The 20,572-nt window shown below is 67.1% G+C and carries 25 protein-coding genes; 12 read left to right on the top strand and 13 right to left on the bottom strand.

The features are described from left to right. Nucleotides 1-6: 6 nt before the first annotated feature. The gene (locus C1737_RS05730; protein WP_102417800.1) at nucleotides 7-1,110 is read left to right on the top strand and encodes an amidohydrolase family protein; all 1,104 of its coding nucleotides are present in this window, start codon (nucleotides 7-9) and stop codon (nucleotides 1,108-1,110) included. Between the two features lie 17 nt (nucleotides 1,111-1,127). On the opposite strand, the gene C1737_RS05725 is transcribed toward C1737_RS05730, so the two are convergent. Further along, entirely contained in the window at nucleotides 1,128-1,583 is a 456-nt protein-coding gene (locus C1737_RS05725) for a nuclear transport factor 2 family protein (protein ID WP_067924154.1), read from the bottom strand. Nucleotides 1,584-1,662: 79 nt separating this feature from the next. Between C1737_RS05725 and C1737_RS05720 the strand changes: the two genes are divergently transcribed. Beyond that, nucleotides 1,663-2,010, top strand: a complete 348-nt coding sequence (locus C1737_RS05720; RefSeq protein WP_142393428.1) for a hypothetical protein — start codon at nucleotides 1,663-1,665, stop codon at nucleotides 2,008-2,010. On the opposite strand, the gene C1737_RS05715 is transcribed toward C1737_RS05720, so the two are convergent. From C1737_RS05715 to C1737_RS05690, 6 genes are all read right to left on the bottom strand, one after another. Then, on the bottom strand, nucleotides 2,007-3,338 hold the full coding sequence (locus C1737_RS05715; RefSeq protein WP_068098191.1) for a cytochrome P450: 1,332 nt from the start codon (nucleotides 3,336-3,338) through the stop codon (nucleotides 2,007-2,009). The genes C1737_RS05720 and C1737_RS05715 overlap by 4 nt on opposite strands. 54 nt (nucleotides 3,339-3,392) lie before the next feature. After that, nucleotides 3,393-3,812 (bottom strand): lipoprotein LpqH, encoded by a 420-nt coding sequence (locus C1737_RS05710; RefSeq protein ID WP_067924147.1) that lies wholly within the window; start codon nucleotides 3,810-3,812, stop codon nucleotides 3,393-3,395. Nucleotides 3,813-3,825: 13 nt separating this feature from the next. Next, nucleotides 3,826-4,656, bottom strand: coding sequence for an SDR family oxidoreductase (locus C1737_RS05705; RefSeq protein ID WP_102417468.1), 831 nt, complete (start codon nucleotides 4,654-4,656; stop codon nucleotides 3,826-3,828). A gap of 4 nt (nucleotides 4,657-4,660) precedes the next feature. Beyond that, nucleotides 4,661-5,134, bottom strand: coding sequence for an SRPBCC family protein (locus tag C1737_RS05700; protein ID WP_197516430.1), 474 nt, complete (start codon nucleotides 5,132-5,134; stop codon nucleotides 4,661-4,663). A 38-nt stretch (nucleotides 5,135-5,172) separates the two neighbouring features. Beyond that, a complete protein-coding gene (rpfC, locus tag C1737_RS05695) occupies nucleotides 5,173-5,610 on the bottom strand; it encodes a resuscitation-promoting factor RpfC (protein WP_067924131.1) in 438 nt (145 codons plus the stop codon). A gap of 105 nt (nucleotides 5,611-5,715) precedes the next feature. Beyond that, nucleotides 5,716-6,300, bottom strand: a complete 585-nt coding sequence (locus tag C1737_RS05690) for a chorismate mutase (protein WP_068098194.1) — start codon at nucleotides 6,298-6,300, stop codon at nucleotides 5,716-5,718. A gap of 54 nt (nucleotides 6,301-6,354) precedes the next feature. Here C1737_RS05690 and C1737_RS05685 point away from each other — a divergent pair, with 54 nt between their 5' ends. Then, the gene (locus C1737_RS05685) at nucleotides 6,355-6,972 is read left to right on the top strand and encodes a hypothetical protein (protein WP_197516426.1); all 618 of its coding nucleotides are present in this window, start codon (nucleotides 6,355-6,357) and stop codon (nucleotides 6,970-6,972) included. An 89-nt stretch (nucleotides 6,973-7,061) separates the two neighbouring features. On the opposite strand, the gene ag85B is transcribed toward C1737_RS05685, so the two are convergent. Next, the gene (gene ag85B / locus C1737_RS05680) at nucleotides 7,062-8,054 is read right to left on the bottom strand and encodes a diacylglycerol acyltransferase/mycolyltransferase Ag85B (RefSeq protein WP_067924124.1); all 993 of its coding nucleotides are present in this window, start codon (nucleotides 8,052-8,054) and stop codon (nucleotides 7,062-7,064) included. A gap of 633 nt (nucleotides 8,055-8,687) precedes the next feature. Here ag85B and C1737_RS05675 point away from each other — a divergent pair. Then, entirely contained in the window at nucleotides 8,688-9,794 is a 1,107-nt protein-coding gene (locus C1737_RS05675; protein ID WP_068098195.1) for a hypothetical protein, read from the top strand. 18 nt (nucleotides 9,795-9,812) lie between these two features. On the opposite strand, the gene C1737_RS05670 is transcribed toward C1737_RS05675, so the two are convergent. Genes C1737_RS05670 through C1737_RS05660 form a run of 3 tightly spaced genes read right to left on the bottom strand, consistent with a single transcriptional unit; the run spans nucleotide 9,813 to nucleotide 12,684 of the window. Next, nucleotides 9,813-10,361 carry a YceI family protein gene (locus C1737_RS05670; protein WP_102417465.1) on the bottom strand — a complete coding sequence of 183 codons (549 nt, stop codon included), beginning with the start codon at nucleotides 10,359-10,361 and terminating at the stop codon, nucleotides 9,813-9,815. A gap of 13 nt (nucleotides 10,362-10,374) precedes the next feature. Continuing rightward, nucleotides 10,375-11,388, bottom strand: coding sequence for an alcohol dehydrogenase catalytic domain-containing protein (locus tag C1737_RS05665; protein WP_102417464.1), 1,014 nt, complete (start codon nucleotides 11,386-11,388; stop codon nucleotides 10,375-10,377). 9 nt (nucleotides 11,389-11,397) lie between these two features. Next, nucleotides 11,398-12,684: a cytochrome P450 gene (locus C1737_RS05660; protein WP_067924110.1), complete on the bottom strand. Its 1,287-nt coding sequence runs from the start codon at nucleotides 12,682-12,684 to the stop codon at nucleotides 11,398-11,400. Nucleotides 12,685-12,895: 211 nt separating this feature from the next. On the opposite strand from C1737_RS05660, the gene C1737_RS05655 reads away from it, so the two are divergent. The 3 genes from C1737_RS05655 to C1737_RS05645 are packed head-to-tail and all read left to right on the top strand — an operon-like array spanning nucleotide 12,896 to nucleotide 13,875. Beyond that, nucleotides 12,896-13,294, top strand: coding sequence for a hypothetical protein (locus C1737_RS05655; RefSeq protein ID WP_068052100.1), 399 nt, complete (start codon nucleotides 12,896-12,898; stop codon nucleotides 13,292-13,294). Nucleotide 13,295: 1 nt separating this feature from the next. Next, nucleotides 13,296-13,592 carry a hypothetical protein gene (locus C1737_RS05650; protein ID WP_068098199.1) on the top strand — a complete coding sequence of 99 codons (297 nt, stop codon included), beginning with the start codon at nucleotides 13,296-13,298 and terminating at the stop codon, nucleotides 13,590-13,592. 58 nt (nucleotides 13,593-13,650) lie between these two features. After that, nucleotides 13,651-13,875: a hypothetical protein gene (locus C1737_RS05645; protein WP_068098200.1), complete on the top strand. Its 225-nt coding sequence runs from the start codon at nucleotides 13,651-13,653 to the stop codon at nucleotides 13,873-13,875. 6 nt (nucleotides 13,876-13,881) lie between these two features. Here the strand turns inward: C1737_RS05645 and C1737_RS05640 are convergent, their stop codons facing one another. Next, the gene (locus C1737_RS05640) at nucleotides 13,882-15,012 is read right to left on the bottom strand and encodes a nitronate monooxygenase (protein ID WP_102417463.1); all 1,131 of its coding nucleotides are present in this window, start codon (nucleotides 15,010-15,012) and stop codon (nucleotides 13,882-13,884) included. 124 nt (nucleotides 15,013-15,136) lie between these two features. Further along, on the bottom strand, nucleotides 15,137-15,601 hold the full coding sequence (locus C1737_RS05635) for a hypothetical protein (protein WP_068098201.1): 465 nt from the start codon (nucleotides 15,599-15,601) through the stop codon (nucleotides 15,137-15,139). Nucleotides 15,602-15,737: 136 nt separating this feature from the next. Between C1737_RS05635 and C1737_RS05630 the strand changes: the two genes are divergently transcribed. The 5 genes from C1737_RS05630 (at nucleotide 15,738) to C1737_RS05610 (ending at nucleotide 20,524) form a co-directional block, all read left to right on the top strand. Continuing rightward, complete coding sequence (locus tag C1737_RS05630) at nucleotides 15,738-16,748, top strand: LacI family DNA-binding transcriptional regulator (protein ID WP_068098249.1); 1,011 nt, start codon at nucleotides 15,738-15,740, stop codon at nucleotides 16,746-16,748. Between the two features lie 88 nt (nucleotides 16,749-16,836). Continuing rightward, nucleotides 16,837-18,054 (top strand): cytochrome P450, encoded by a 1,218-nt coding sequence (locus C1737_RS05625; RefSeq protein ID WP_068098202.1) that lies wholly within the window; start codon nucleotides 16,837-16,839, stop codon nucleotides 18,052-18,054. A gap of 131 nt (nucleotides 18,055-18,185) precedes the next feature. Further along, entirely contained in the window at nucleotides 18,186-18,701 is a 516-nt protein-coding gene (locus C1737_RS05620; RefSeq protein ID WP_102417462.1) for a hypothetical protein, read from the top strand. After that, entirely contained in the window at nucleotides 18,698-19,546 is an 849-nt protein-coding gene (locus C1737_RS05615) for an SDR family NAD(P)-dependent oxidoreductase (protein WP_068098204.1), read from the top strand. The genes C1737_RS05620 and C1737_RS05615 overlap by 4 nt, the downstream gene beginning before the upstream one ends. Before the next feature lie 36 nt (nucleotides 19,547-19,582). Next, nucleotides 19,583-20,524: an alcohol dehydrogenase catalytic domain-containing protein gene (locus C1737_RS05610; protein ID WP_102417461.1), complete on the top strand. Its 942-nt coding sequence runs from the start codon at nucleotides 19,583-19,585 to the stop codon at nucleotides 20,522-20,524. Nucleotides 20,525-20,572: the final 48 nt, after the last annotated feature.

Raw genomic sequence — 20,572 nt, 5'->3', positions numbered from 1 at the left:
CCCGCGATGACGTCCGACGCCCTGGCCCAGCACATCGGCGAAGTGAGGCTGATCGATCAACACGTCCACGGTTGCTGGTTGGCGGCGGGGGACTTGCCACGATTCGAGAACGCGCTCAACGAGGCGAACACCGAACCGATCACGGGCCCGGGTTTCGACTCCCAACTCGGCTTTGCGGTGCGCGCCCACTGCGGGACCATCCTGGGCCTGCCCAAACACGTTGATCCGCAATCGTATTGGGAGCGCCGCAGCGGGTTCAGCGAGACCGAACTGGCCCGCATGTTCCTGCCGGCCGCGGGAGTGAGCGACTGGCTGGTGGACACGGGCATCGGCGCCGACACCGCCGGCCCGGCCGGCATGGGCGAACTGTCCGGCGGTCGCGCCCACGAGATCGTTCGCCTCGAGGAGGTGGCCGAACAGGCCGCGCGCGCGCCCGGTGACTACGCCGCGGCGTTCGACGACATTTTGCAGCGGCGTGCGGCGACAGCGGTCGGCACGAAGTCGATCCTGGCCTACCGGGGAGGGTTTGACGGCGACCTGAGCGAGCCGCCGGCCGCGCAGGTCGCCGAGGCCGCGGACCGGTGGCGCGAGAGCGGCGGCACCCGGTTACGGGACCGGGTGCTGCTGCGTTTCGGGTTGCACCGGGCGCTGCGGTTGGGCAAGCCCCTGCAGTTCCACGTCGGCCTCGGCGACCGGGACTGCGACCTGCATAAGGCCAACCCGCTGCTGCTGCTCGACTTCCTGCGGCAGTCGGGGGGCACCCCGATCGTGTTGTTGCACTGCTACCCCTACGAGCGTGAGGCCGGGTATCTGGCGCAGGCCTTCAACAACGTCTACGTCGACGGCGGATTGAGCGTGAACCAGCTCGGAGCGCGCTCACCGGCGTTCGTGGCCCGACTACTCGAGCTGGCGCCCTTCCGCAAAATCCTCTACTCGTCGGACGGGTTCGGCCCCGCGGAACTCCACTTCCTCGGTGCGCTCCTGTGGCGCAAGGCAATTCATCGCGTGCTGGACGGTTTCGTAGCCGACGACGATTGGAGCGAGCGCGACGCCATCCGGGTGGTCGACTGGATCGCCCACGACAACGCCGCCGGACTCTACCGGCTCTGACGCCCGATGACGCCGGGTCAGACCAGGTCTGACGCGTCGAATACCCAGCTGGTGTCCGCGTTCGCGAGGTTCTCGAAGTGGTTCGGGGGAGCGAAGGCCACCAGGCTGTTCATGTCCCAATAGTCTTTCCAGACGGTGATCTTGGCCTCGCCGTCTTGCGCGGCGACCTTGTGGACGGTCACGAATCGCAGCACGCCTTGCTCGCCTGAGGTGAACGTCCAGGTCTCGGAATGCTCGTACATCACGTCGGAACCGTTGGACACCAGCACGCCGTCGTGGTTCTCGTAGCCCGCCAGCGGCTCGAGACCCATCTTGAGCCGCTGGACGATGTCTTCCGGTCCGCGCGCCGACAGCGCGGGCACCGGCATGTCGACGTACAGGCAGTCATCGGACAGGAACGTCTTGACCGCGTCCCAGTCCCGGCGCGAAAGCGCCCGCCACAACCCGAGTACGGCGCCCTCGACCGAGATCATAGAGGTTTCTGTCATAGCGCAAATAAACTCGGTAACCGCACGGGTGTCAACACCCGCCAGACCCTGAATGATGAGATCCATGAGCGGACGGGCAAAGATGCTGATCGCGATCGCCGCGGCCGCGATGCTGGCCGGCATATGCGGGGCCATCGCTTACGGATACTGGGGCACCAGCCAGGATTGTCGCGACTGGGTGGCCGCCAACGGCTACCGGCTGACGCGCGACGAGTGGTGGGCGAAGACCCGCGGCTGCGCGGCCAGGACGCCGGCCGGTGACGAGGTGATCCACAGCGAAGGCCTGGCCAGCAAGGCGCTCGGGTGGGTCTGGCAGTTGGCGATCTTCGCGGCGGGCGCCCTGCCGACGGCGATCATTCTCGCGCTCTTCGCTTTTCGGTGGCGCGGCGATTCCCTCGGCGGGAAGCCCTAGCCGTCCACGCGGGCCATCGACCGCGCCGGCCCCAGCGCCACCGGCAGAGACGACCAGCCCCGCAGTACACGCGTGTCGCGCCTGCTTCCCGCACCCGCCGCGCGCACCTCGGGAAACCGTTCGAAGAACGTCCGGAGCCCGACCTCGCCCTCGGCGCGCGCCAGCGCCGCGCCCAGACAGAAGTGCCGACCGCCGGAGAACGCGAGATGCCTTCCCGCGTTGGGTCGTTCGATGTCGAAGCGGTGCGGTTCGTCGAAGACCGACGGGTCACGGTTGGCGGCGGCCAGATAGACGAGCACCAGGTCGCCGCGCTGCAGTCGCTCGCCGGCCAGCTCGACGTCGCCGCGCGCCATGCGCGCGGTCAGCTGCACCGGCGACTCCAGCCGCAGTATCTCCTCGACGGCGTTGGGCCACAGGTCGGGCCGTTGGCGCAATGTGTCCAGGCGGTCGGGAGCATCCAGCAGCATGCGGATCCCGTTGCCCAGCAGGTTGACCGTGGTCTCGAAGCCGGCCGCCAACACCAGCCCGGCGATCGCCTGAAGTTCGTTCTCGTCCAAATACGTTTCCGCCGAGCCGCTTTCGGCTATCTGAATCAGCTGGCTCATCAGGTTGTCGGTCGGCGCGCGCCGTAACTGGCTCAGATGCTCCCCGAGCCAGGAGCTGAAGCCGGCGAGTCCCCGCTGCACACGCCGGTACTGCTGCCACGTCAGCCCGATGTCCAGGCTCGGCGCGGCGAGCTCACCGAATTCCAAGACGCGCCGCCGCTCGCGCTCGGGTACGCCGAGGATGTCGCTGATGATCGCGACCGGAAGCTGCGAGCAATACCGCCCCACGATGTCTACGACGTCGCAGGCGCCGGACTCGGCGGCCAGCTGATCGAGCAGCCCCGTGGCGGTCTGCTCGACACGATCCCGTAGCGCGGCGACCGCCCGGGGAGTGAACACCGCCGAGACCGTCTTGCGGTAGCGGGTGTGGTCTGGCGGCTCGACGGCGAGCAGCGACGGCGCGCGCAGCGGATGCAGCAGGTCGTCGCGGGTGCGGCGCTCCAGCCAGCGCAACGGGCGCGGCAGATTCGCACCGAACATCAGCACGCGGAAGTCGTCGGAACGCAGCAGTTCGTGGGCGAGCGCATGGTCGGCCGTCAGGTAACTGACGCGGCCCTTGACCACCGGCCCCGCGGCGCGGAGTTCGTCGTAGAAGGGCGTCGGGTTGGCGGCCACCCCGGGATCGGCGATCAGCCTGGCGTGCAGGTCACCCCGCCGAACCCCGACCGTCGCGACGCCCCGAATGAAACCGTGCATCGCCAACCAGTGCAATCGTTCCTTCACCGGGCGCCTCCCTGCATCGATGTCACCGAGCCTAGGCCCGGACGCCCCGCCGGGTCAGCACTCGGCGATGATCTTGAACTCGGTCGTCACCACTTTGTCGGGGTTGCTGCTGTTGATGCCGTACGCGCTGCCGGTGATCGTGTACGCGTCGTTGGTGACATCGGCGTGCGCGTCGCCCACCCCGCCTTCCCAGAAGCTCCCGGTGAACCCGTCGACGTTGCGGATCTTCACCCACTGGGGCATCACTCGGTAACCGCTGGTCAACACCACCGCCTCGACGCCGCCGTCGCGGTCCTTGATGTCGATGGTGCGGTACTGCTGGTTCTGGCTGCACGCCGGCGGGCGCGTCGTGTGGGTGGCGCCGTCGATGGTCAGACGGGCCGCCTTCCGGGGTACCGTCGGCCCCGCGCCACAACCCGCGACGCCGACACCGGCGATCAGGACGAGAACAACCGCGTGTAACCGGTGTCGCACCGGTTCACCTCCTTCACTGCCGCTTCGGCATCAGCGCGGGTAGGGATTTGACGATGCTGCGTCGTACGAACTCCGGGCTCAGGCCCTTGAACAAGTCGATCAGGCGAATGCCCTTGGGCACGTACCAGTGCAACCGCTTCGGGTGGTGGTAAGCCTGCCACGCCGCTTCCGCCACACTGCTCGCCGGCATCAACCGGAACGGGCCCTTCTTGGGCGCGGTGGCGCGCAGTTCCTCCGCCGTCCTCGGCGCGCCGCCGTCGCCGGAGTGGTTGGTCGTCGTGGTCAGGATCGCGGTGTCGATCAGGCCCGGCAGGACGTCGGCGACGCGGACGCCGTGCCGGCCCCATTCCACGCTCAGCGCCTCTGTCAGCCCTTTGACCGCGTGCTTGGTCGACGAATACACGGCCAGGCGCGGCATGCCGTAGGTCGCCGACGAAGACGACGTCGAGAACATCAGGCTGCCCGGCGCCTTCTTCAGATACGGCAACGATGCGTAGGCGCCGGTGAGCACCGCCTTGTAATTGATGTCGACGAGGCGCATCGCGGCCTCGTACGGCACGTCCTCGAACCACCCGGATTCACCGATGCCGGCGTTGTTCCACATCATGTCGAGCCCGCCGCCGCTGTTGCCGGCGCAGAAGTCGGCCAGGGCGCCCTCGAGCGCCGCCTTGTCCGTCACGTCAACCCGGCGGGTCCACAGCCGGTCGCCCAGTTCTTCTCGCAGCGTCGTGAGACCGTCGTCGTTGCGATCCACGGCGCCTACACGCCACCCCTTGGCGTGGAACAGCTTTGCGCCCTCCCGGCCCATGCCGCTCCCCGCGCCGGTGATGAAGATCGATTTCACGGCGTCAGTCCGCTTCGACCACATCTTTGATGCGGTTCAGCGTTTTCGTCATGTCGCGGATGTTGCGCCGCTTGCGCAGAAAACCGCCGAACAACCAGTAGATGCCCAGCCACGGCGCCGGGTTGAGCCGGAACGATTCGGTGACGTCCGTGCCGCCGCCGCTGGGCGCCAATCGGTAGTGCCAGTTGTTGACTGCCCGATCGCCGAGCAGCACCGCGAAGCCGAATTCGCGGCCGGGATCACAGGCGGTGACCCCGCACGTCGTCCAATACACCGGGCCGATCTCGTTACGCCGCACGTGACCGCGGAATTTGGCGCCGAGAGCGGGGCCATTCGCGTCGCCCAGCCACTCGGCCTCGAACACTTCGGGGGAGAACCGTCCGATATTGCCGACGTTCGCGATCAGATTCCAGATCTTGTCCGCGGGCGCCGCCATGTGAACAGTCGCCGAACCTTCCATGGCCTGATCCAAACACAGCTTGCCGTCCGGTCATAGACCGCGACGGCGGTTGATCGTCAGCGTGGGGCCGCCGCCTGGATCAGCCCGTTGATGATCTCCTTGATGCCCTGCGCGGGGTGCGAGTACCAGCCGATCGGCAGGCCCGAGGCGGCGCCGCACTTGGGCCATGCCTCCACACCCTGGTCGGCGAAAACCCGGTTGGCTACGGCGATTTGCTGTTCCCTGGATGCGGCGGCCGGGTTGCCGACACCGCCGTAGCGTTCCCAAGTGCCCGGTTTGAATTGGAGCCCACCGTATTCGCCGTTTCCGGTGTTGGCGTGCCAGTTGCCACCGGATTCGCACTGGGCGATCGCATCCCAGTTGGGGGTGGGGGCCGAGGTGGCCACACCGGTGGACGAAGCTATCAACGCTGCAACGAACCCGCCGACCGCCAGGGACTTGACGAGAGGCTTGCAGAGAATTTTCATGTCCTGGATTTCGGCCGCCGTGGCCAAAGCGTTACCTATTCGAAAATGCCACGAGATTGGCCTTCTATCTGCGGATATGCGCGTATTGCGAAGGCGAAAGAAAGTGTTAGAAAGCGATGAGGAAAAACTAAATTATTGCTGGCAATATGACCGAGTCGCTAACGCCAGCGCCCGTTGATGGAGACCGTCGAGCCGACGCGCGCCGATGACCTCGCGGCTGGCGAGGTCGAGCTGCCCGGGACATGCCGGCGAGTGCAGCGGGCCCCACTGGGCCACCACCTGGGACAGCATCGCCTGATTCAGTGCGTCGATCGACGATCGCGACGCCGACAGATCCTCCGCCCCGGTGGGGGCTGCCGCGGGGTCGAGCTTCCAATCCGCGAACCGGGCGTATTCGATGCCCTCGGTAGCGCTGATCTGGTCGCCGAAGATCCGGGTGACGTAATCCGGATCGATCTGCCGGGCGGAGGCCTGGGCGGCCATGTTCGCGAGTTCTTGCCGGACGCGGACCTGGTCTTCGATCGCCCCGTGGGTGGTCCACTTGAAGGCGGCCACCGGCTCGGCGATCTGTAACCGCTGCGCCGCGGCGTCGACCAATTCGTGGAGTGGGCTCGTCTCGTCCGCCCGCACCGGCGATGCGATCAGGATCGCCATCGCGCCGATCACGCCGCCGCAGCGGCGGGCGATCCGGATGCTGCGGCGTCTGGTCATAACCATGATTCTGCGGCAGCCCCGGGCATCCGGGCCGTTCGGAGTTAGCCTGAATTGCTGATGTCGTCGACCATGGACAGCCGCGGCCCGCGCCGCGTTGGCCGAATGCGCGGAAAGACGTTGCGCTCGAAGCAGATTCGCGCGCTGATCGCCGTTGCGCTGGCGATTCCGCTGCTGCTGGGCGCGCTGTTTTTGCTGGTCGGTCGCCTCCATTCGACGCCCGCCGACGCCCTCGAGCACCCCGTGAGCCCCGTCAGCGACGGTCAGTCGAGGGCTCAGGCCGTTCAGACGGCCCAGAGCGTCGTGGCCACGACGGGCCTGCAGACGTCGTCGGCCGGCTACGCGCTGATGTCCTGCAAAGACCGCGACAACCCGCCGTACCAAGGCTCGGTCTACCTGACGTTCACGCTGCCCGCGGCGGCACCGGCCGATGCCTACTTCGCCCGAATCGCCGCAACGCTGGCCGAGCACGGCTGGGCCGAGGGCCTGCCGCCCAACAATCATGCGTGGGCCAGGACGCTCACCAAGGACGCCGTCACCGTGATCGTTTACCGCCACGACGACGAACCGCGGTTGGGCGTACTGCGCGTCTACGGCGAATGCCGGAACATGAACGACCATCGCCGCGACGCCACGACGTGGGCCGATGTCACCGACCAATTCCCCCGGACGGGGTGAACCGCTTCAGACCAAAAGGGGCTACGACGTGCTACTGCGCCCGACGGCGTCGTCGTCAGGCGCAGTAGCGACCTCGGGTCAGGTGGTGGTTATCCGCCGCCGCCGGCCGTGGCACCCAGGGTGCCCTGCAGGTCGGGCTTCATGGCGTTGAGCTGAGCTCCCCAGTATTCCCAGCTGTGGGTCCCGTTGGCGTTGAAGTTGAACACCGCGTTGTGGCCACCGGCCGCGTTGTAGGCGTCCTGGAACTTCAGGTTGCTGCTGCGCACGAAGTTCTCCAGGAACTCGGCGGGCATGTTGGCCCCGCCCAGCTCCGACGGTGTGCCGTTACCGCAGTAGATCCAAAGGCGGGTGTTGTTGCCCACCAGCTTGGGGATCTGCAGTGAGGGGTCGTTGCGCTGCCAGGCGGGGTCGCTCGACGGGCCCCACATGTCGCTGGCCTTGTAACCGCCGGCATCACCCATCGCGAGGCCGATCAGGGAGGGTCCCATGCCTTGCGAGGGGTCCATCAGGGCCGACAGCGAACCCGCATAGATGAACTGGTTCGGGTGGTAGGCGGCCAGGATCAGCGCCGAAGAACCGGCCATCGAGATGCCGACCGCGGCGCTGCCCGTGGACTTCACGCTCTTGTTGGAGGCCAGGTATTGCGGCAGCTCACTGGTCAGGAAGGTCTCCCACTTGTACGTCGAACAACCGGCCTTACCGCAGGCCGGGCTGTACCAGTCGCTGTAGAAGCTGGACTGGCCGCCGACGGGCATGACGATCGACAGGCCGGACTGGTAGTACCACTCGAACGCCGGGGTGTTGATGTCCCAGCCGTTGTAGTCGTCTTGGGCGCGCAACCCGTCGAGCAGGTACACCGCGGGGGAGCCGTTGCCGCCGCTCTGGAATTGGACCTTGATGTTGCGGCCCATCCCCGCCGACGGCACCTGCAGGTATTCGACGGGCAGACCGGGGCGGGAGAAGGCTCCCGCGGTCGGCGCGCCGCCGGCAAGACCGATCAGGCCCGGCAGGGTGACAGCCGCTGCCGCACCGACTAAAAGCCGGCGCCCCCAGGCCCGGACCATCTCGCTCAGATCTGTCATACCTGCCCCTTGTCGCATGTGATCGTCGTCTCAGGCAGGAATTTACCGTGCGAATAGGCAGAATGTCGATCGGGACGCGAGGTGATCTCGGTTTGGTATCGCTTTTCCCGCGTCAATTTCCCCCGGGGGGATAACGGCGCCGCGACGTCGACGCCGCGTGGCCCGCAGCCCGCTATCACCGCTGACTTGTGGGAAGCGCCTGGCAGCGGGGTCGGGTTTGGGGGCGCGGTAATGGCCAGAGCGCCGATTTTCGACCCGACCGGGACGGCGGCCGGCCGCGCGACACCGAACCGCCGCCGAAAACGCGGATTCCGGACCTGGGGATCACGGAGCGCTTTTATCGCCTCGGGAGGAAGGTGCGATTCCCGGCGCTGACGGCCGGCAGACGGCAGGTGCCTCACCTGCCCGTCCGGTCGGCGCATTCGCTGCGCGTGATCCGGCCGGTTGGCCGATGATGGGCGACCGGGGCAGCCGGACTTGCGGCGACCGCGTAGGCTCTCACGAAGCAAGCCGACGGAGACCACGTTTTCTCGGTCCGTTCCGGCTCTCACGAACCACCTCACCAGGGATTTCTGGTGCGCGTCGGTGCGGGTGAGGGTGTCGGAGGCCCGGGACCGATTGGGGCAATGAGTTTTGGACACGGTACTTGGGCTATCAGTGACGCCGGCCGCCGTTGGGTGGGTCCTCGCTGAGGGACACGGCGCAGACGGCACCATCCTGGATCACCAGGAGCTGGCCCTGCACACCGGCCGCGGCGCGTGCGCCGCGAGTACCGCGGAACAAGTGGTGGACGAGATCGCGCGGGTGGAAGCCCAGGCGGCCGCCAGCGAGCATCGTCTGCGCATCATCGGGGTGACGTGGAACGACGAGGCGGCCGCGCAGGCCGCGCTGCTGCTGGAAGCGCTGACCGACGCCGGATTCGACAACGTCGTGCCGGTCCGCCAACTCGAGGCCGTCGAGACGCTGGCCCAGGCCATCGCACCGGTCATCGGCTACGAGCAGACCGCGGTCTGCATCCTCGAACATGATTCGACGACCGTCGTCATGGTCGACACCCACGGCGGGGAGACGCAGACGGCGACAAAGCAGGTGCGCGGCGGCTTCGACGGACTGACGCGCTGGCTGACCGGCATGTTCGACCGCAACGGATGGCAACCCGGCGGGGTCGTGGTCGTCGGCGCGCACAGCGACATCGACGGTTTCTCCTGGCGACTTGAAAACGCGCTGCCGGTACCGGTTTTCGTGCAAACGATGGCCCAGGTGACCATCGCGAGGGGCGCGGCGCTCACCGCCGCCCGCAGCACCGAGTTCACCGACGACCAACTGGTGGTGGACGGTGGGGAACCCGCGGCCACGCCCGCGACACCCCGGAAGCGGCCGTACGCCGGTGCCGTGACCACTCTGGCCGCCGGTGTGGTCACGTTCGTCTCCTCGATATCGCTCGCGGTGGGTTTCCAGCTGGCCCCGGCGAGCAACTCCGCCCCACGGCACGCGGTGCATGCGCCGACCCCACAGGTCGCCGAGGCCGTGGCGCCGCCGCCGGCCGTCGCACCGTTAACCCCCCAGGCGAAAGTGCCCGCGGGCGAACCGATCACGGAACCGACCGCGCCGGAGGTGCAGCAGCCGGACCCCGGTGGCCGGCAGCCGTACTTGACGCGAGTGCTCGAGCACATACCGGCCGACACCGGCGATCAAGCGGGCGACTCGGCATCGCCTGCGCCCGCCCAGCCGCAGCCCTGACGCCGACGGCCCCGCCGTTCAGACGTCTTTCGGGTGGGTCGCGGTGAAGGACACCATCACGTCGTCGGCGACCTTGAGCGAGCCCATCAGCAGTGAGTACGGCTTGACGCCGTAATCGGTTTGGCGGACGGTGGATTCGGTGGACATGCGCCACGTGTTCCCGAGATCCTCTGTGCGCAGTTCGACGACGTGATCCCGCGTCTTTCCCCGAATTTCGAGTTGGCCGATGAGCCGGTACCCGTCGCCTGTTTTCTCGATGCTTCTTGCGCAGAAGCGGATCCCGGGAAAACTGGCCGAGTCCAACGACTTCAACGCGTTGGACCGCACCAAAGCCTTTTCCGGCCCGGTCAATCCCTTCACGCCGCCCTCGCCGCGCAGCACCTCGAAGGAATCGACCTCGACAGCCAACTCGGCGGTGACGGGGTCGGTGCCGGCCCACGCCACCGTGGCTTCCCAGCGCGTCATCGCGATGGTGAGCCGGTGGCCCATCCGCGCGGCCCTGCCGGCGACGCCGGTGCGGATCAACAACTCACCGTCAGCAGGGGTGAGGGTCCAGAGCTCGGTCACGGACCGACTGTAGTCACATCGTCAAGACGGTGCGGTAGTGCGCTCTGCCCTGCTCCAGCGCCGCATAGCCTTCGGCCGCCTGCGACAGCGGCAACTCCTCGATCCAGGCGCGGACACCGGACAGGACGGCGAAATGCATGGTGTCCTCGACGTCCTTGGCCGTGCCGGAGGGGTGGCCGACGATGCTGAGCCCCGGCGTGATCAGCTGCACGGGACTGATGGGCAGCGGGTCCGGAGTCACCCCGATGGTCACCAGCTCGCCTTGCGGCGCCAGCCCGCCGACCGTGTCGGCCATGGCCTGGGAGTTGCCGGCGGTGCCCAGGACGACCGTCGCCCCGCCCAGTGCCTGCAGCGCCTCGGCGACGTCACGGCTGGTGGAGTCGATGTAGTGATGGGCGCCCAATTTCTTTGCGTCCTCGGCCTTACCGGTGCCGCGCGCGATCGCGATCGTTTCGAACCCCATCGCGCGGGCGAACTGCACGCCGAGGTGGCCGAGCCCGCCGACGCCGAGGATCGCCACCCGGTCACCGGGCAACGCCTTGGTGTGCCGTAGCGCGTTGTAGGTCGTGACGCCGGCGCAACCCATGGGGGCGGCTTCCGCGTCGGTGAGCTCCGACGGGATCCGGGCCAGCGCGTTGGCCGGCACGGTCACCGATTCCGCGTAGCCGCCGGGGTAGTGCCAGCTCGGCACCTTGCCGTTGACGCAGTGGATGAAAATGCCCTTGCGGCAGGGGTCGCAGTGGTAGCAGCAGCCGCCGAACCAGCCGACCGCGACGCGATCGCCCACCGCGAAATCGTCGCCCCCCTCGCCGAGTTCGGCGACGGTTCCGGCGATTTCGTGGCCCGGGGTCAGCGGCCACGACATGTCCGGGAAACCGCCGTTGACGAAGGCGCGGTCGGTTCCGCATATCCCGCACGCGGTGACCGCGATGCGCACCTCGTCGCGACCGGGTGGGGGCGTTTCGACTTCGGCGAGCTCTAAAGGGCCGCCCACGGATTGAATCCGGACGGCTTGATGTGTCGGCATCGGCTTAGCCTAGTGTGCGACAGGTTCTTTCGCCGACCCGTCGGTGTGGTAGTCGACCTGCCAGTGCTTGATCCCATTGAGCCAGCCCGACCGCAGCCGTTCGGGCTTCCCGATCGATTCCAGGTTCGGGATGCCGTCGGCGATCGCGTTGAACATCAGATCGATGGTCATCCGCGCCAGGTTCGACCCGATGCAGTAATGCGCACCGGTACCACCGAATCCCACGTGCGGGTTGGGGTCGCGAAGGATGTTGAAGGTGAACGGGTCCTCGAATACGTCCTCGTCGAAATTGGCCGAGCGGTAGACCATCACCACGCGCTGGCCCTTCTTGATCTGCACGCCGGACAGTTCGTAGTCCTCCAGGGCGGTGCGCTGGAATGACGTCACCGGCGTGGCCCAGCGGACGATCTCGTCCGCCGCCGTGGCAGGTCGCTCCCGTTTGAACAGCTCCCACTGATCGGGAAAATCGGTGAACGCCATCATGCCCTGGGTGATGGAGTTGCGGGTGGTCTCATTGCCGGCCACGGCCAGCAGGATGACGAAGAAGCCGAACTCGTCGTCGGAGAGCTTGTGTCCGTCGATGTCGGCCTGGACCAGCTTGGTGACGAGGTCTTCCCCCGGATTCTTCGCCCGGTCGGCGGCCATCTGCATGCCGTACATGATGAGTTCGACGGACGCGGTCATCGAGTCGTTGGTGGCGAACTCGGGGTCCTGGTCGCCGACCATCTCGTTGGACCAGTGGAAAAGCTTCTTCCGTTCTTCCTGTGGCACGCCCATCAACCCCGCGATGGCCTGCAGCGGCAGCTCGCACGAGACCTGCTCCACGAAGTCACCGCGGCCCTGGGCGGCCGCCTCCTCGACGATGCGCCGGGCGCGCTCGGCGAGGTCGCCGCGCAGGCGTTCGATGGAGCGCGGGGTGAAGGCGCGCGAGATGATCTTGCGCAGTCGGGTGTGCTGCGGCGCATCCATGTTGAGTAGGACGAACTTGCCGCGTTCGACCTGCTCGCCGACTGTGCCGTCCTTGTAGCGCGGCAGGGCGGTGTTCTTCAGGCTGGAGAAGACGTCGCTGCGCAGCGAGATCTCTTTGACGTCCTTGTGCTTGGTGACCACCCAGAAGCCGCCGTCGTCGAATCCGCCCGCACCGATCGGCTGTTCGTTCCACCAGATCGGCGCCGTCCGCCGCAGTTCGGCCAGTTCCTCCACCGGCAGCCGTTCGGCGTGGATGTCCGGATCGGTGAAGTCGAATCCGGGCGGGAGATTGGGGACCGGCTTGGCGGTTGGCTCGACGGTTGGCATGGCCCGCTCCTCGATGACGAAGTGGTCTAGTCGTCTTTGTGCAAATAAACCATTGCCGCACCACGGTTGGGAAGCATTGACACAAGATCGCCGGGTCGAAATTGAAACGTGTTCCTCGTTGCCCGCCCCTCCGGTCGATACGGTCTTGTGGCGCGGGCCCCGATGGATATGCTTTGGTGCAGGTCACCGGCGACGACAGGCGGGGTGGAACATGATTCGGGAACTGCTCAGCGCCGCTGCTGCAGCGGGCATCGCGATCGGCGTCGCGCCGTGCGCCGCCGCCGGATACGACGGCGACGTGCCGGGCATGAATTATCAGGCGTCGCTGGGCGCGCCGTGCGACAACTACGAACGCTTCATCTTCGGCCGGGGCCCCAGCGGCCAGGCCGAGGCGTGCCACTTCCCGCCGCCCAACCAATTCCCGGCGGCCACCACCGGATACTGGGTCATGTCGTATCCCCTGTACGGGGTGCAGCAGGCCGGCGCGAAGTGCCCCGGGCCGCAGGCCGCGGCGCAGTCGGATCGCGGGTTGCCCATGCTGTGCCTGGGGGAGCGGGGTTGGCAGGAGGGATGGTTCACCGGGGCGGGCTTCTTCCCCCCGGCCGAATGAGATGACCATGAGCGACGGTCGGCCCGCCGAAACCGCGCTCCCGCGCTGGCTGCGCTTCGTCCTCGCGTCGGATCGCGCCGGCTCCGCCTGGTACATCGGTACCGGGTTCTTCTTCGCGCCGATCCTGGCCGTGCTGTCGCCATGGCCCGTCGTGACCGCCGTGCTCTGGGCGGTCATCGGGCTGGCCGGGCTGTGGCTGGGTCTACTCGGTATCGCGATGGCTGCGGGCCTAACCCGAGTGTTGCGGTCCGGGGCGGAAATCCCCGAATCTTATTGGCGCGCTTTGGTGAAGTACTGAGGCGCAGCGCCCGGGCTAGAGTCATAGCAACCGGTCCTGTGACAAGAGGAGACTCGAGATGGGCTTCAATCCGAAAGATGCGGTCGACGCGGCCCGGGACATCGCGACCAACGCGGTCGAGAAGGCCTCCGACATCGTCGAACACGCCAGCGACATCATCCGCGGCGACATCGCCGGCGGTGCCAGCGGGATCGTTCAGAACTCGATCGACATCGGCACGTACGCGGTGGACCGGACGAAGGAGATGTTCACCGGCCGCGACGAGGTCGACGACGACGTCTAGAAGTCCTCAGACGGAGGCGGCCTCATTGAGCTCGTCGAGCCTGTTGGTCGCCTCCAAGTACTCCTGCACCCAGCGCTCGATGACGGTCGCCGTCTTCTCCACCTTGGTGAACTGGCCGACGACCTGACCCACCGGGTTGAACGCGACGTCCACGCTCTCGTTCGGGTAGCGGTTGGTCGCCCGCACCGCCATCCCGGACACCATGTACTGCAGCGGCATACCGAGCGGCTTGGGGTTGTCCGGCTGTTCCCACGCCTCGGTCCAGTCGTTGCGCAGCATGCGGGCGGGCTTGCCGGTGAAGGACCGGCTGCGGACGGTGTCCCGGCTGCCCGCCTTGGCGTACGCCGCTTGCTGGATCGGCGTGTTCGAGGATTCCTCGACCATCAGCCACTGCGAGCCCGTCCATGCCCCCTGGGCACCCAGCGCCAGCGCCGCCGCGATCTGCTGGCCGCTGCCGATACCGCCGGCCGCGAGCACCGGCACCGGGGCGACCTCCTTGACCACCTGCGGCCACAACACGATGGAGCCCCCCTCGCCGCAGTGGCCGCCGGCCTCGCCGCCCTGGGCGATGATGATGTCGACGCCGGCGTCGGCGTGCTTGCGAGCCTGCGAGGGGGAGCCGCACAGCGCGGCCACCTTGAGGCCCGCCTCATGGATGTGCTTGATCATGTCGGCCGGCGGGGTGCCGAGCGCGTTCGCGATCATCTTCACCTTGGGGTGCTTGAGCGCCACCTCGACCTGCGGAGTGGCGGTCGCCTCGGTCCAGCCGAGCAGCTGCAGGCTGTCGCCGTCGCTGTCCTCGATCGGCACGCCGTGGTCGGCGAGGATCTTCTTGCCGAAGTCCAGGTGCTCCTGCGGCACCATCTTGCGCAGCGTCTCGGCGAGCTCCTCGGCGGACAGGTGCGAGTCCATGCCCTCGTATTTGTTGGGGATGACGATGTCGACGCCGTACGGGTGGTCGCCGATGTTCTCGTCGATCCAGTTGAGCTCGATCTCGAGCTGCTCGGGGGTGAAGCCGACCGCGCCAAGCACGCCGAACCCTCCGGCCTTGCTGACCGCGACCACGACATCACGACAGTGGGTGAACGCGAAGATCGGAAACTCGATACCAAGCTCATCGCAGATGGCGGTGTGCATCTCTACTCCTGGGACGCGGCCGAATTGAAACGTGTTCTAGTTTAGTACGTACCTCATTGACGTGGCCAGCGGGTCCTGACCTGCGTTTTGTCACTACGACCCGTCACGGGCGTCCACCGGCCACTCAGAGCGCCACACTGCGGGCGACCCACAGCGCCAGGAAGGCGAACATGCAACCGGCGCACACCAGATGATCCCGGCAAACCGACCGCGCCAGACGGGTCTGCTCGGGCCGGTCATCGGCCCGGCGCCCGAGTCGCACGGCATCCGGAACCGTTTGCGTCAAGGCCAGCATGATTGGAACTCCGGCGAGAACGGCCGAGAACACCAGAACCCACCACGGCTGGGGCCCGCGCGCGAACTCGTAGGTCAACGCCCCCAATAGGACCACCATGACAACGGCGATCAGCCGGCTCATCGGGCGCGACGTGGTCGTCGCGCGATGGTAGTAAGCCGCGATGGAATCAAGCACTGCGTCGGGCAAACCGGTTGGGGCAGAACGGAACCGGAGGACCTGAACGTCGAATACCAAATCCATCCACAAGACGGCGAACAAGAATCCGCCGCAGGCCGTGAGCAATGAGGCCATGACGCTCCTCCCTCTTCGGCTCACCATTGTTTCGCAGCAAACACTCGTCCGGGTAGGACCGAGCCGATCCGGTTGGTGCACGCCGGGGAGGCCGTCGGCTGCCATGATGGTGTGCGGTGCGGGTAGGGAGGTAGCGGTGCAGGACAGGGGCGCACGCAAACCGGCGACCGGCGTCGACGTCGCGCGCCGCGCCGGCGTGTCTACGGCAACGGTCAGCTATGTGCTCAATGGCGCTCGGGGCCAGTCGATCTCGGCGCAGACCAGGGCGGCCGTCCTGGGCGCGGCAAAGGACCTCGGTTACCGGCCGAACCTGGTGGCCCGCCACCTGCGCACCGGCGGCAGCGGGCTGGTGCTCTACGTGGTGCCGCGCATGGCTCTGGGCGAGGTGCTCATCGAGGTGGCCAGCCGGCTGACGGCCGCGTTGTCGCAACGTGGGCTGGTGCTGTCGTTGCAGGTGGAGACCACGGATGCGCAAGACGTCATCGACGCGATTCACAATTTACGGCCGATGGCGGTGACCAGCGTCTTCCCGCTCAGCGGTCGGGTGCGTGACGCCGTGGAAGCCGCTGGACTGCCGCAGGTCTATCTGGGCAGCGCGAACCTGCAGACGTTGGAATCGCTCAACGACAGCCTCGGCCGGATCTGGGTCGATCATCTGATCAGCCGCGGACATCGTCACCTGGCGTTCGCCTACTCGGGCGACGAGAAACTACGGGCGCAAGGCGACTACTGGCTGAACGGGCTTCGGGCCGCGGCATCGCAGGCCGGTCTGCCCGAGGTGGCCGCGGCAACGGTACCGACCATCGGGGGCGGCGCCGTCGCCGTCGTGGACGAGTGGAAGCAGTCGGGTGTCACCGCGATCTGTGCTCAGACCGATCTGACCGCGCTGATGGTTCTACGCAGCATCCACCAGTTGGGCTTGCAGTGCCCTGGCGACATGGCGGTGATCGGCGCCGATGCGGGTGAACTCGGCAACGTCAGCGACCCGCTCCTCACGTCGGTGTCCTTCAACATCGAGGCAATCGCCAGAGAGGCCGTGACGGCGCTGATGACACAACTGGGCTTGGAGGTCGACGTCGATGTCGATGACAGTCCCGCTGGCGGCGCGACCGAATTCGTCACGCTGATCCAACGCGAGTCCACCTAAGCCTCGGATAGTCGGCAGGGCCCCGGGGGTTGACTTAATCGCGTAACTAGCTTAATCGTGTAAGCGACCTCGTCTGAAAGGACGGCCCATGACCGTCAGCAACCCGACCCGGGTGTACTACGACCCCTACGATGCGGCGCTGAACACCGACCCGTACCCGATGTTCGCGCGGCTGCGTGAGGAGGCGCCGCTGTATTACAACGCCGACCACGACTTCTATGCGCTAAGCCGCTTCAGCGACGTCGCCGCGGCGCTGGTCGATCACGAGACCTACAGTTCCGCGCGAACGGCGATCATCGAGTTGATCAAGGCCGACATCACCATCCCGCCCGGTGTCTTGATCTTCGAGGATCCGCCGCTGCACGACGTGCACCGCAAGCTGTTGTCGCGGATGTTCACGCCCCGCAAGGTGATGGCACTGGAGCCACAGATCCGGAAGTTCTGCGCCGAGAGCCTCGACCCGCTGGTCGGGACCGGACGCTTCGACTTCGTCCAAGATCTCGGGGCGCAGATGCCGATGAAGACCATCAGCATGCTGGTCGGTATCCCCGAGGCCGACCGGGAGGCGATTCGCGATCACTCGAACGCACAGATGCGCACCGACGACGGTGAGCCGATGAAGGCGGCGTCAGAGGGCCTGGTGCTGGGAGAGATGTTCGGCGAGTACCTCGACTGGCGCGCACAGCACCCCGCCGACGACATCATGACCGAGTTGCTCAATGCGGAGTTCGTCGACGAGACCGGTACCAGGCGCCGGTTGACCCGGGAAGAGATCCTCAACTACGTCAACGTCGTCGCCGGTGCGGGTAACGAGACCACCGTCCGATTGATCGGGTGGACGGGCAAGGTGCTCGCCGACCACCCCGACCAACGTCGCGAACTCGTCGAACGCCCGGAGCTGATCCCGCAGGCGATAGAAGAACTGCTGCGGTTCGAGACCCCGGCTCCGCATGTCGCTCGCTACGTCACTCGCGATGTCCAGCTGCACGGGCAGACCGTGCCCCAAGGGAGCATCATGTTGTTGCTGCTGGCCGCCGCGACTCGCGACCATCGTCAGCATCCCCCCAGCGGTGACGTGTTCGACATTCGCCGCCAGGTACATCAGCATGCGGTCTTCGGCGTGGGCGCGCACTACTGCCTGGGGTCGGCGCTGGCGCGACTGGAAGGCCGGATTGCGCTCGAGGAAATCCTCAAGCGATTCCCCGAATGGGACGTAGACGTGGCCAATGCTCGGTTCTCCACCACGTCGACGGGTCGGGGCTGGGACACGCTTCCCGCCCACACCTATGCCGCAAAGTGCGGATGACTCCGAACATCTCGGCCCCCAGGGGTCGATCCGATTCAGCGCCGGCACAACGAGACCGGCACGTCGGCCCCGCAGATCCGCCGCAGCCGCCGAAGACCGGTCGCTATCGCCTCGACGTTGTCGGTCCTGATGTGCCGGAGATCGTCTGCGGCCTGGGAGGATGGCTCTTCGACCACGCCACGGCCGGCTGGGACGTGCGGGCCAGAATTGAGACGGTAACTGGGGAGCGTGCACTGCGGATACTGGGCGCTGAAATGTCGGACTTCGGCGAGACGCTGAGCCTCTCCTACTGGACCGAGGCGCCAGACGTCGTCGCCGTATCGGTCCGAGCCTGCCTGCAGCACAAGCCGATTCGCCAAGGAATCCTTCACGCGCTCGAAGATTTCCGTACCGACGTATTGCTGTGGGGAGATCACTGCCCCTCGTCGCTGCTTCGCGCACACCATGCGGTGCCCGTGCACTGCAGCCTGGCCGCGCGCGCCTTCGCGGACATAGCCCGCGCCGCCACGGACGGCGGCTGCGTCTCCTCACCCGCCACGCTGTTTCGCCTCACACCGGGGCGAGCGCACCCCGTGCGACGGAGGCGCCACGGCGTGCGACCTTCCTGGGCATCGGGACACACCAGCGGTCAGGGCGCGCACGCGTGAAGACGATCGTGATCACCGGCGCGACGGCCGGTATCGGCTTGCACAGCGCCGAGCAACTCGGCGCCCAGGGTCATCACCTGGTGCTCGTTGGCCGCAGTGAAGCCAAGCTCGGCGCCGCAGCCGCGAGAGTCCGTGCCGCCGGCGCGGTTCACGTCGACACGGTGGTGGCCGACTTCCAATCACTGAGCGCGGTCGATGCGGCGGCACATGTCATCCTCGACGGCTACGACCGACTCGACGTCTTGATCAACAACGCCGGCGGGCTGTTCCGGCACCGCACTCTGACACAGGACGGGTACGAGGCCACCTTCGGCGTGAACCACCTGGCGGGTTATCTGCTGACCGAACGCCTCAAACCCTTGCTGATACACACCGCCCCGGCGCGCGTCGTCATCACCGCCTCCTCGGGGCACTCCCACGGGTCCATCGACTTTGACGACCTGCACTTCGAACATCGCTACGACGGCTTCAGGGCCTACTACCGATCCAAACTGGCCAACGTCCTCTACACGCGCGCCCTGGCCACCGAGCTGACGGGCAAGGGGGTCACCGTCAACGCCCTGCACCCGGGCATGGTGGCCACCGACATCTGGGACAGCACACCCGCTTTGGCGCGCCCGCTGGTCGCAGCGGTCAAACGAGTCGCGATGCTGACTCCCGCCCAAGGCGGTGCTCGCATCACCCACGTCGCCGTCGAACCGCGGCTCGAGACCGTCACCGGCGCCTACTTCAGCCGAAATCGCGTCAAGCAACCCTCCAAGCTTGCGCGCGACGCGGCGCTGGGCACCCGGCTCTGCCGCGTCAGCGACCAGCTCACCGGCATGGACCGCAACCCCCTTCGCTGATCCCACCCGTCGCCACTCACCGAGGAGCAAGCACCTATGAAAGCCTGGCACCTGATCGCGGCCCACCAGCCGTTGCAGCGCGCGGAATGCGACGACCCCCGGCCCGGACCGGGTCATGTCGTTCTTGACGTCCGCGCCGCGGGCCTGTGCCACAGCGACGTCGGATTCCTCGACGGCACCCTGACCCCGTTGCTCCCCAAGCTGCCGATCATCCCCGGCCACGAAGTGGCCGGCGTCATCGCCGAGGTGGGCCCCGACGTCGGCGATCTGGCCGTCGGCGACCGCGTCGTCATCGAATTGAGCGAACATGGAGCGCCCGGCTGGTCAGCCGACGGCGGCTTCGCCGACAAGTGCCTGGCCTCAGCCAAGGGCGTCATCAAACTGGCCGATCAGATCAGCTTCGCCCAAGCAGCCACCGCCACCGACGCGGGCCAAACCGCCTACGGAGCCGTCATGGGAGTCGGCGCGCTACAAGCCGGGGAACGCGTCGGAATCGTCGGTCTGGGCGGATTAGGTCTCACCGGTGCACGCATCGCGGTGGTGGCTGGGGCCGAGGTTTTCGCCGCCGAACCCAAACGGGATGTCTGGGAGCTGGCGACGCAAAACGGCGTCACCCAGGTCTTCGAGGACGTTCGAGACCTGGCGCCCCTGCAACTGGACGTCATCGTCGACTTCGCCGGATTCGGGACCACCACCGCCGGCGCCATCAGCGCGGTCCGACCGGAAGGACGGGTCATCCAGGTTGGCCTCGGGGTCAACGAAGCCACCATCCCGACCACCGAACTCGTCTACAAAGAAGTGGCCCTGCGCGGGGCGCGCGGTGGGCACCCCGGCGACCTGGAGGCCGTGCTGGGCCTGATGGCCGCCGGCCAGCTGTCCATCCACACCGAGACCATCGGATTCGATGACATCCCCGAAGCGATCGAACGGCTCAAGACCGGTGACACCCGAGGACGCCTGGTCGCCGAAACCGAGTGACGTCGGATGACGCGCCGTAGCGCGCTATTGATCCGTTCCCTCGCCAGC

Origin of the sequence: Mycobacterium sp. 4858 (genome assembly GCF_900240975.1) — a bacterium.
GTDB lineage: Bacteria > Actinomycetota > Actinomycetes > Mycobacteriales > Mycobacteriaceae > Mycobacterium.
This window is presented reverse-complemented; position numbering and strand designations above follow the sequence as displayed.

Bases quoted from the DNA above. Each gene is read 5' to 3' on its own strand.
- C1737_RS05730 (WP_102417800.1), top strand. From the start codon at position 7: ATGACGTCCGACGCCCTGGCCCAGCACATCGGCGAAGTGAGGCTGATC.
- C1737_RS05725 (WP_067924154.1), bottom strand. From the start codon at position 1,583: ATGATCTCGGTCGAGGGCGCCGTACTCGGGTTGTGGCGGGCGCTTTCG.
- C1737_RS05720 (WP_142393428.1), top strand. From the start codon at position 1,663: ATGAGCGGACGGGCAAAGATGCTGATCGCGATCGCCGCGGCCGCGATG.
- C1737_RS05690 (WP_068098194.1), bottom strand. From the start codon at position 6,300: ATGGTTATGACCAGACGCCGCAGCATCCGGATCGCCCGCCGCTGCGGC.
- C1737_RS05685 (WP_197516426.1), top strand. From the start codon at position 6,355: ATGTCGTCGACCATGGACAGCCGCGGCCCGCGCCGCGTTGGCCGAATG.
- ag85B (WP_067924124.1), bottom strand. From the start codon at position 8,054: ATGACAGATCTGAGCGAGATGGTCCGGGCCTGGGGGCGCCGGCTTTTA.
- C1737_RS05665 (WP_102417464.1), bottom strand. From the start codon at position 11,388: ATGCCGACACATCAAGCCGTCCGGATTCAATCCGTGGGCGGCCCTTTA.
- C1737_RS05660 (WP_067924110.1), bottom strand. From the start codon at position 12,684: ATGCCAACCGTCGAGCCAACCGCCAAGCCGGTCCCCAATCTCCCGCCC.
- C1737_RS05655 (WP_068052100.1), top strand. From the start codon at position 12,896: ATGATTCGGGAACTGCTCAGCGCCGCTGCTGCAGCGGGCATCGCGATC.
- C1737_RS05650 (WP_068098199.1), top strand. From the start codon at position 13,296: ATGACCATGAGCGACGGTCGGCCCGCCGAAACCGCGCTCCCGCGCTGG.
- C1737_RS05645 (WP_068098200.1), top strand. From the start codon at position 13,651: ATGGGCTTCAATCCGAAAGATGCGGTCGACGCGGCCCGGGACATCGCG.
- C1737_RS05640 (WP_102417463.1), bottom strand. From the start codon at position 15,012: ATGCACACCGCCATCTGCGATGAGCTTGGTATCGAGTTTCCGATCTTC.
- C1737_RS05635 (WP_068098201.1), bottom strand. From the start codon at position 15,601: ATGGCCTCATTGCTCACGGCCTGCGGCGGATTCTTGTTCGCCGTCTTG.
- C1737_RS05625 (WP_068098202.1), top strand. From the start codon at position 16,837: ATGACCGTCAGCAACCCGACCCGGGTGTACTACGACCCCTACGATGCG.
- C1737_RS05610 (WP_102417461.1), top strand. From the start codon at position 19,583: ATGAAAGCCTGGCACCTGATCGCGGCCCACCAGCCGTTGCAGCGCGCG.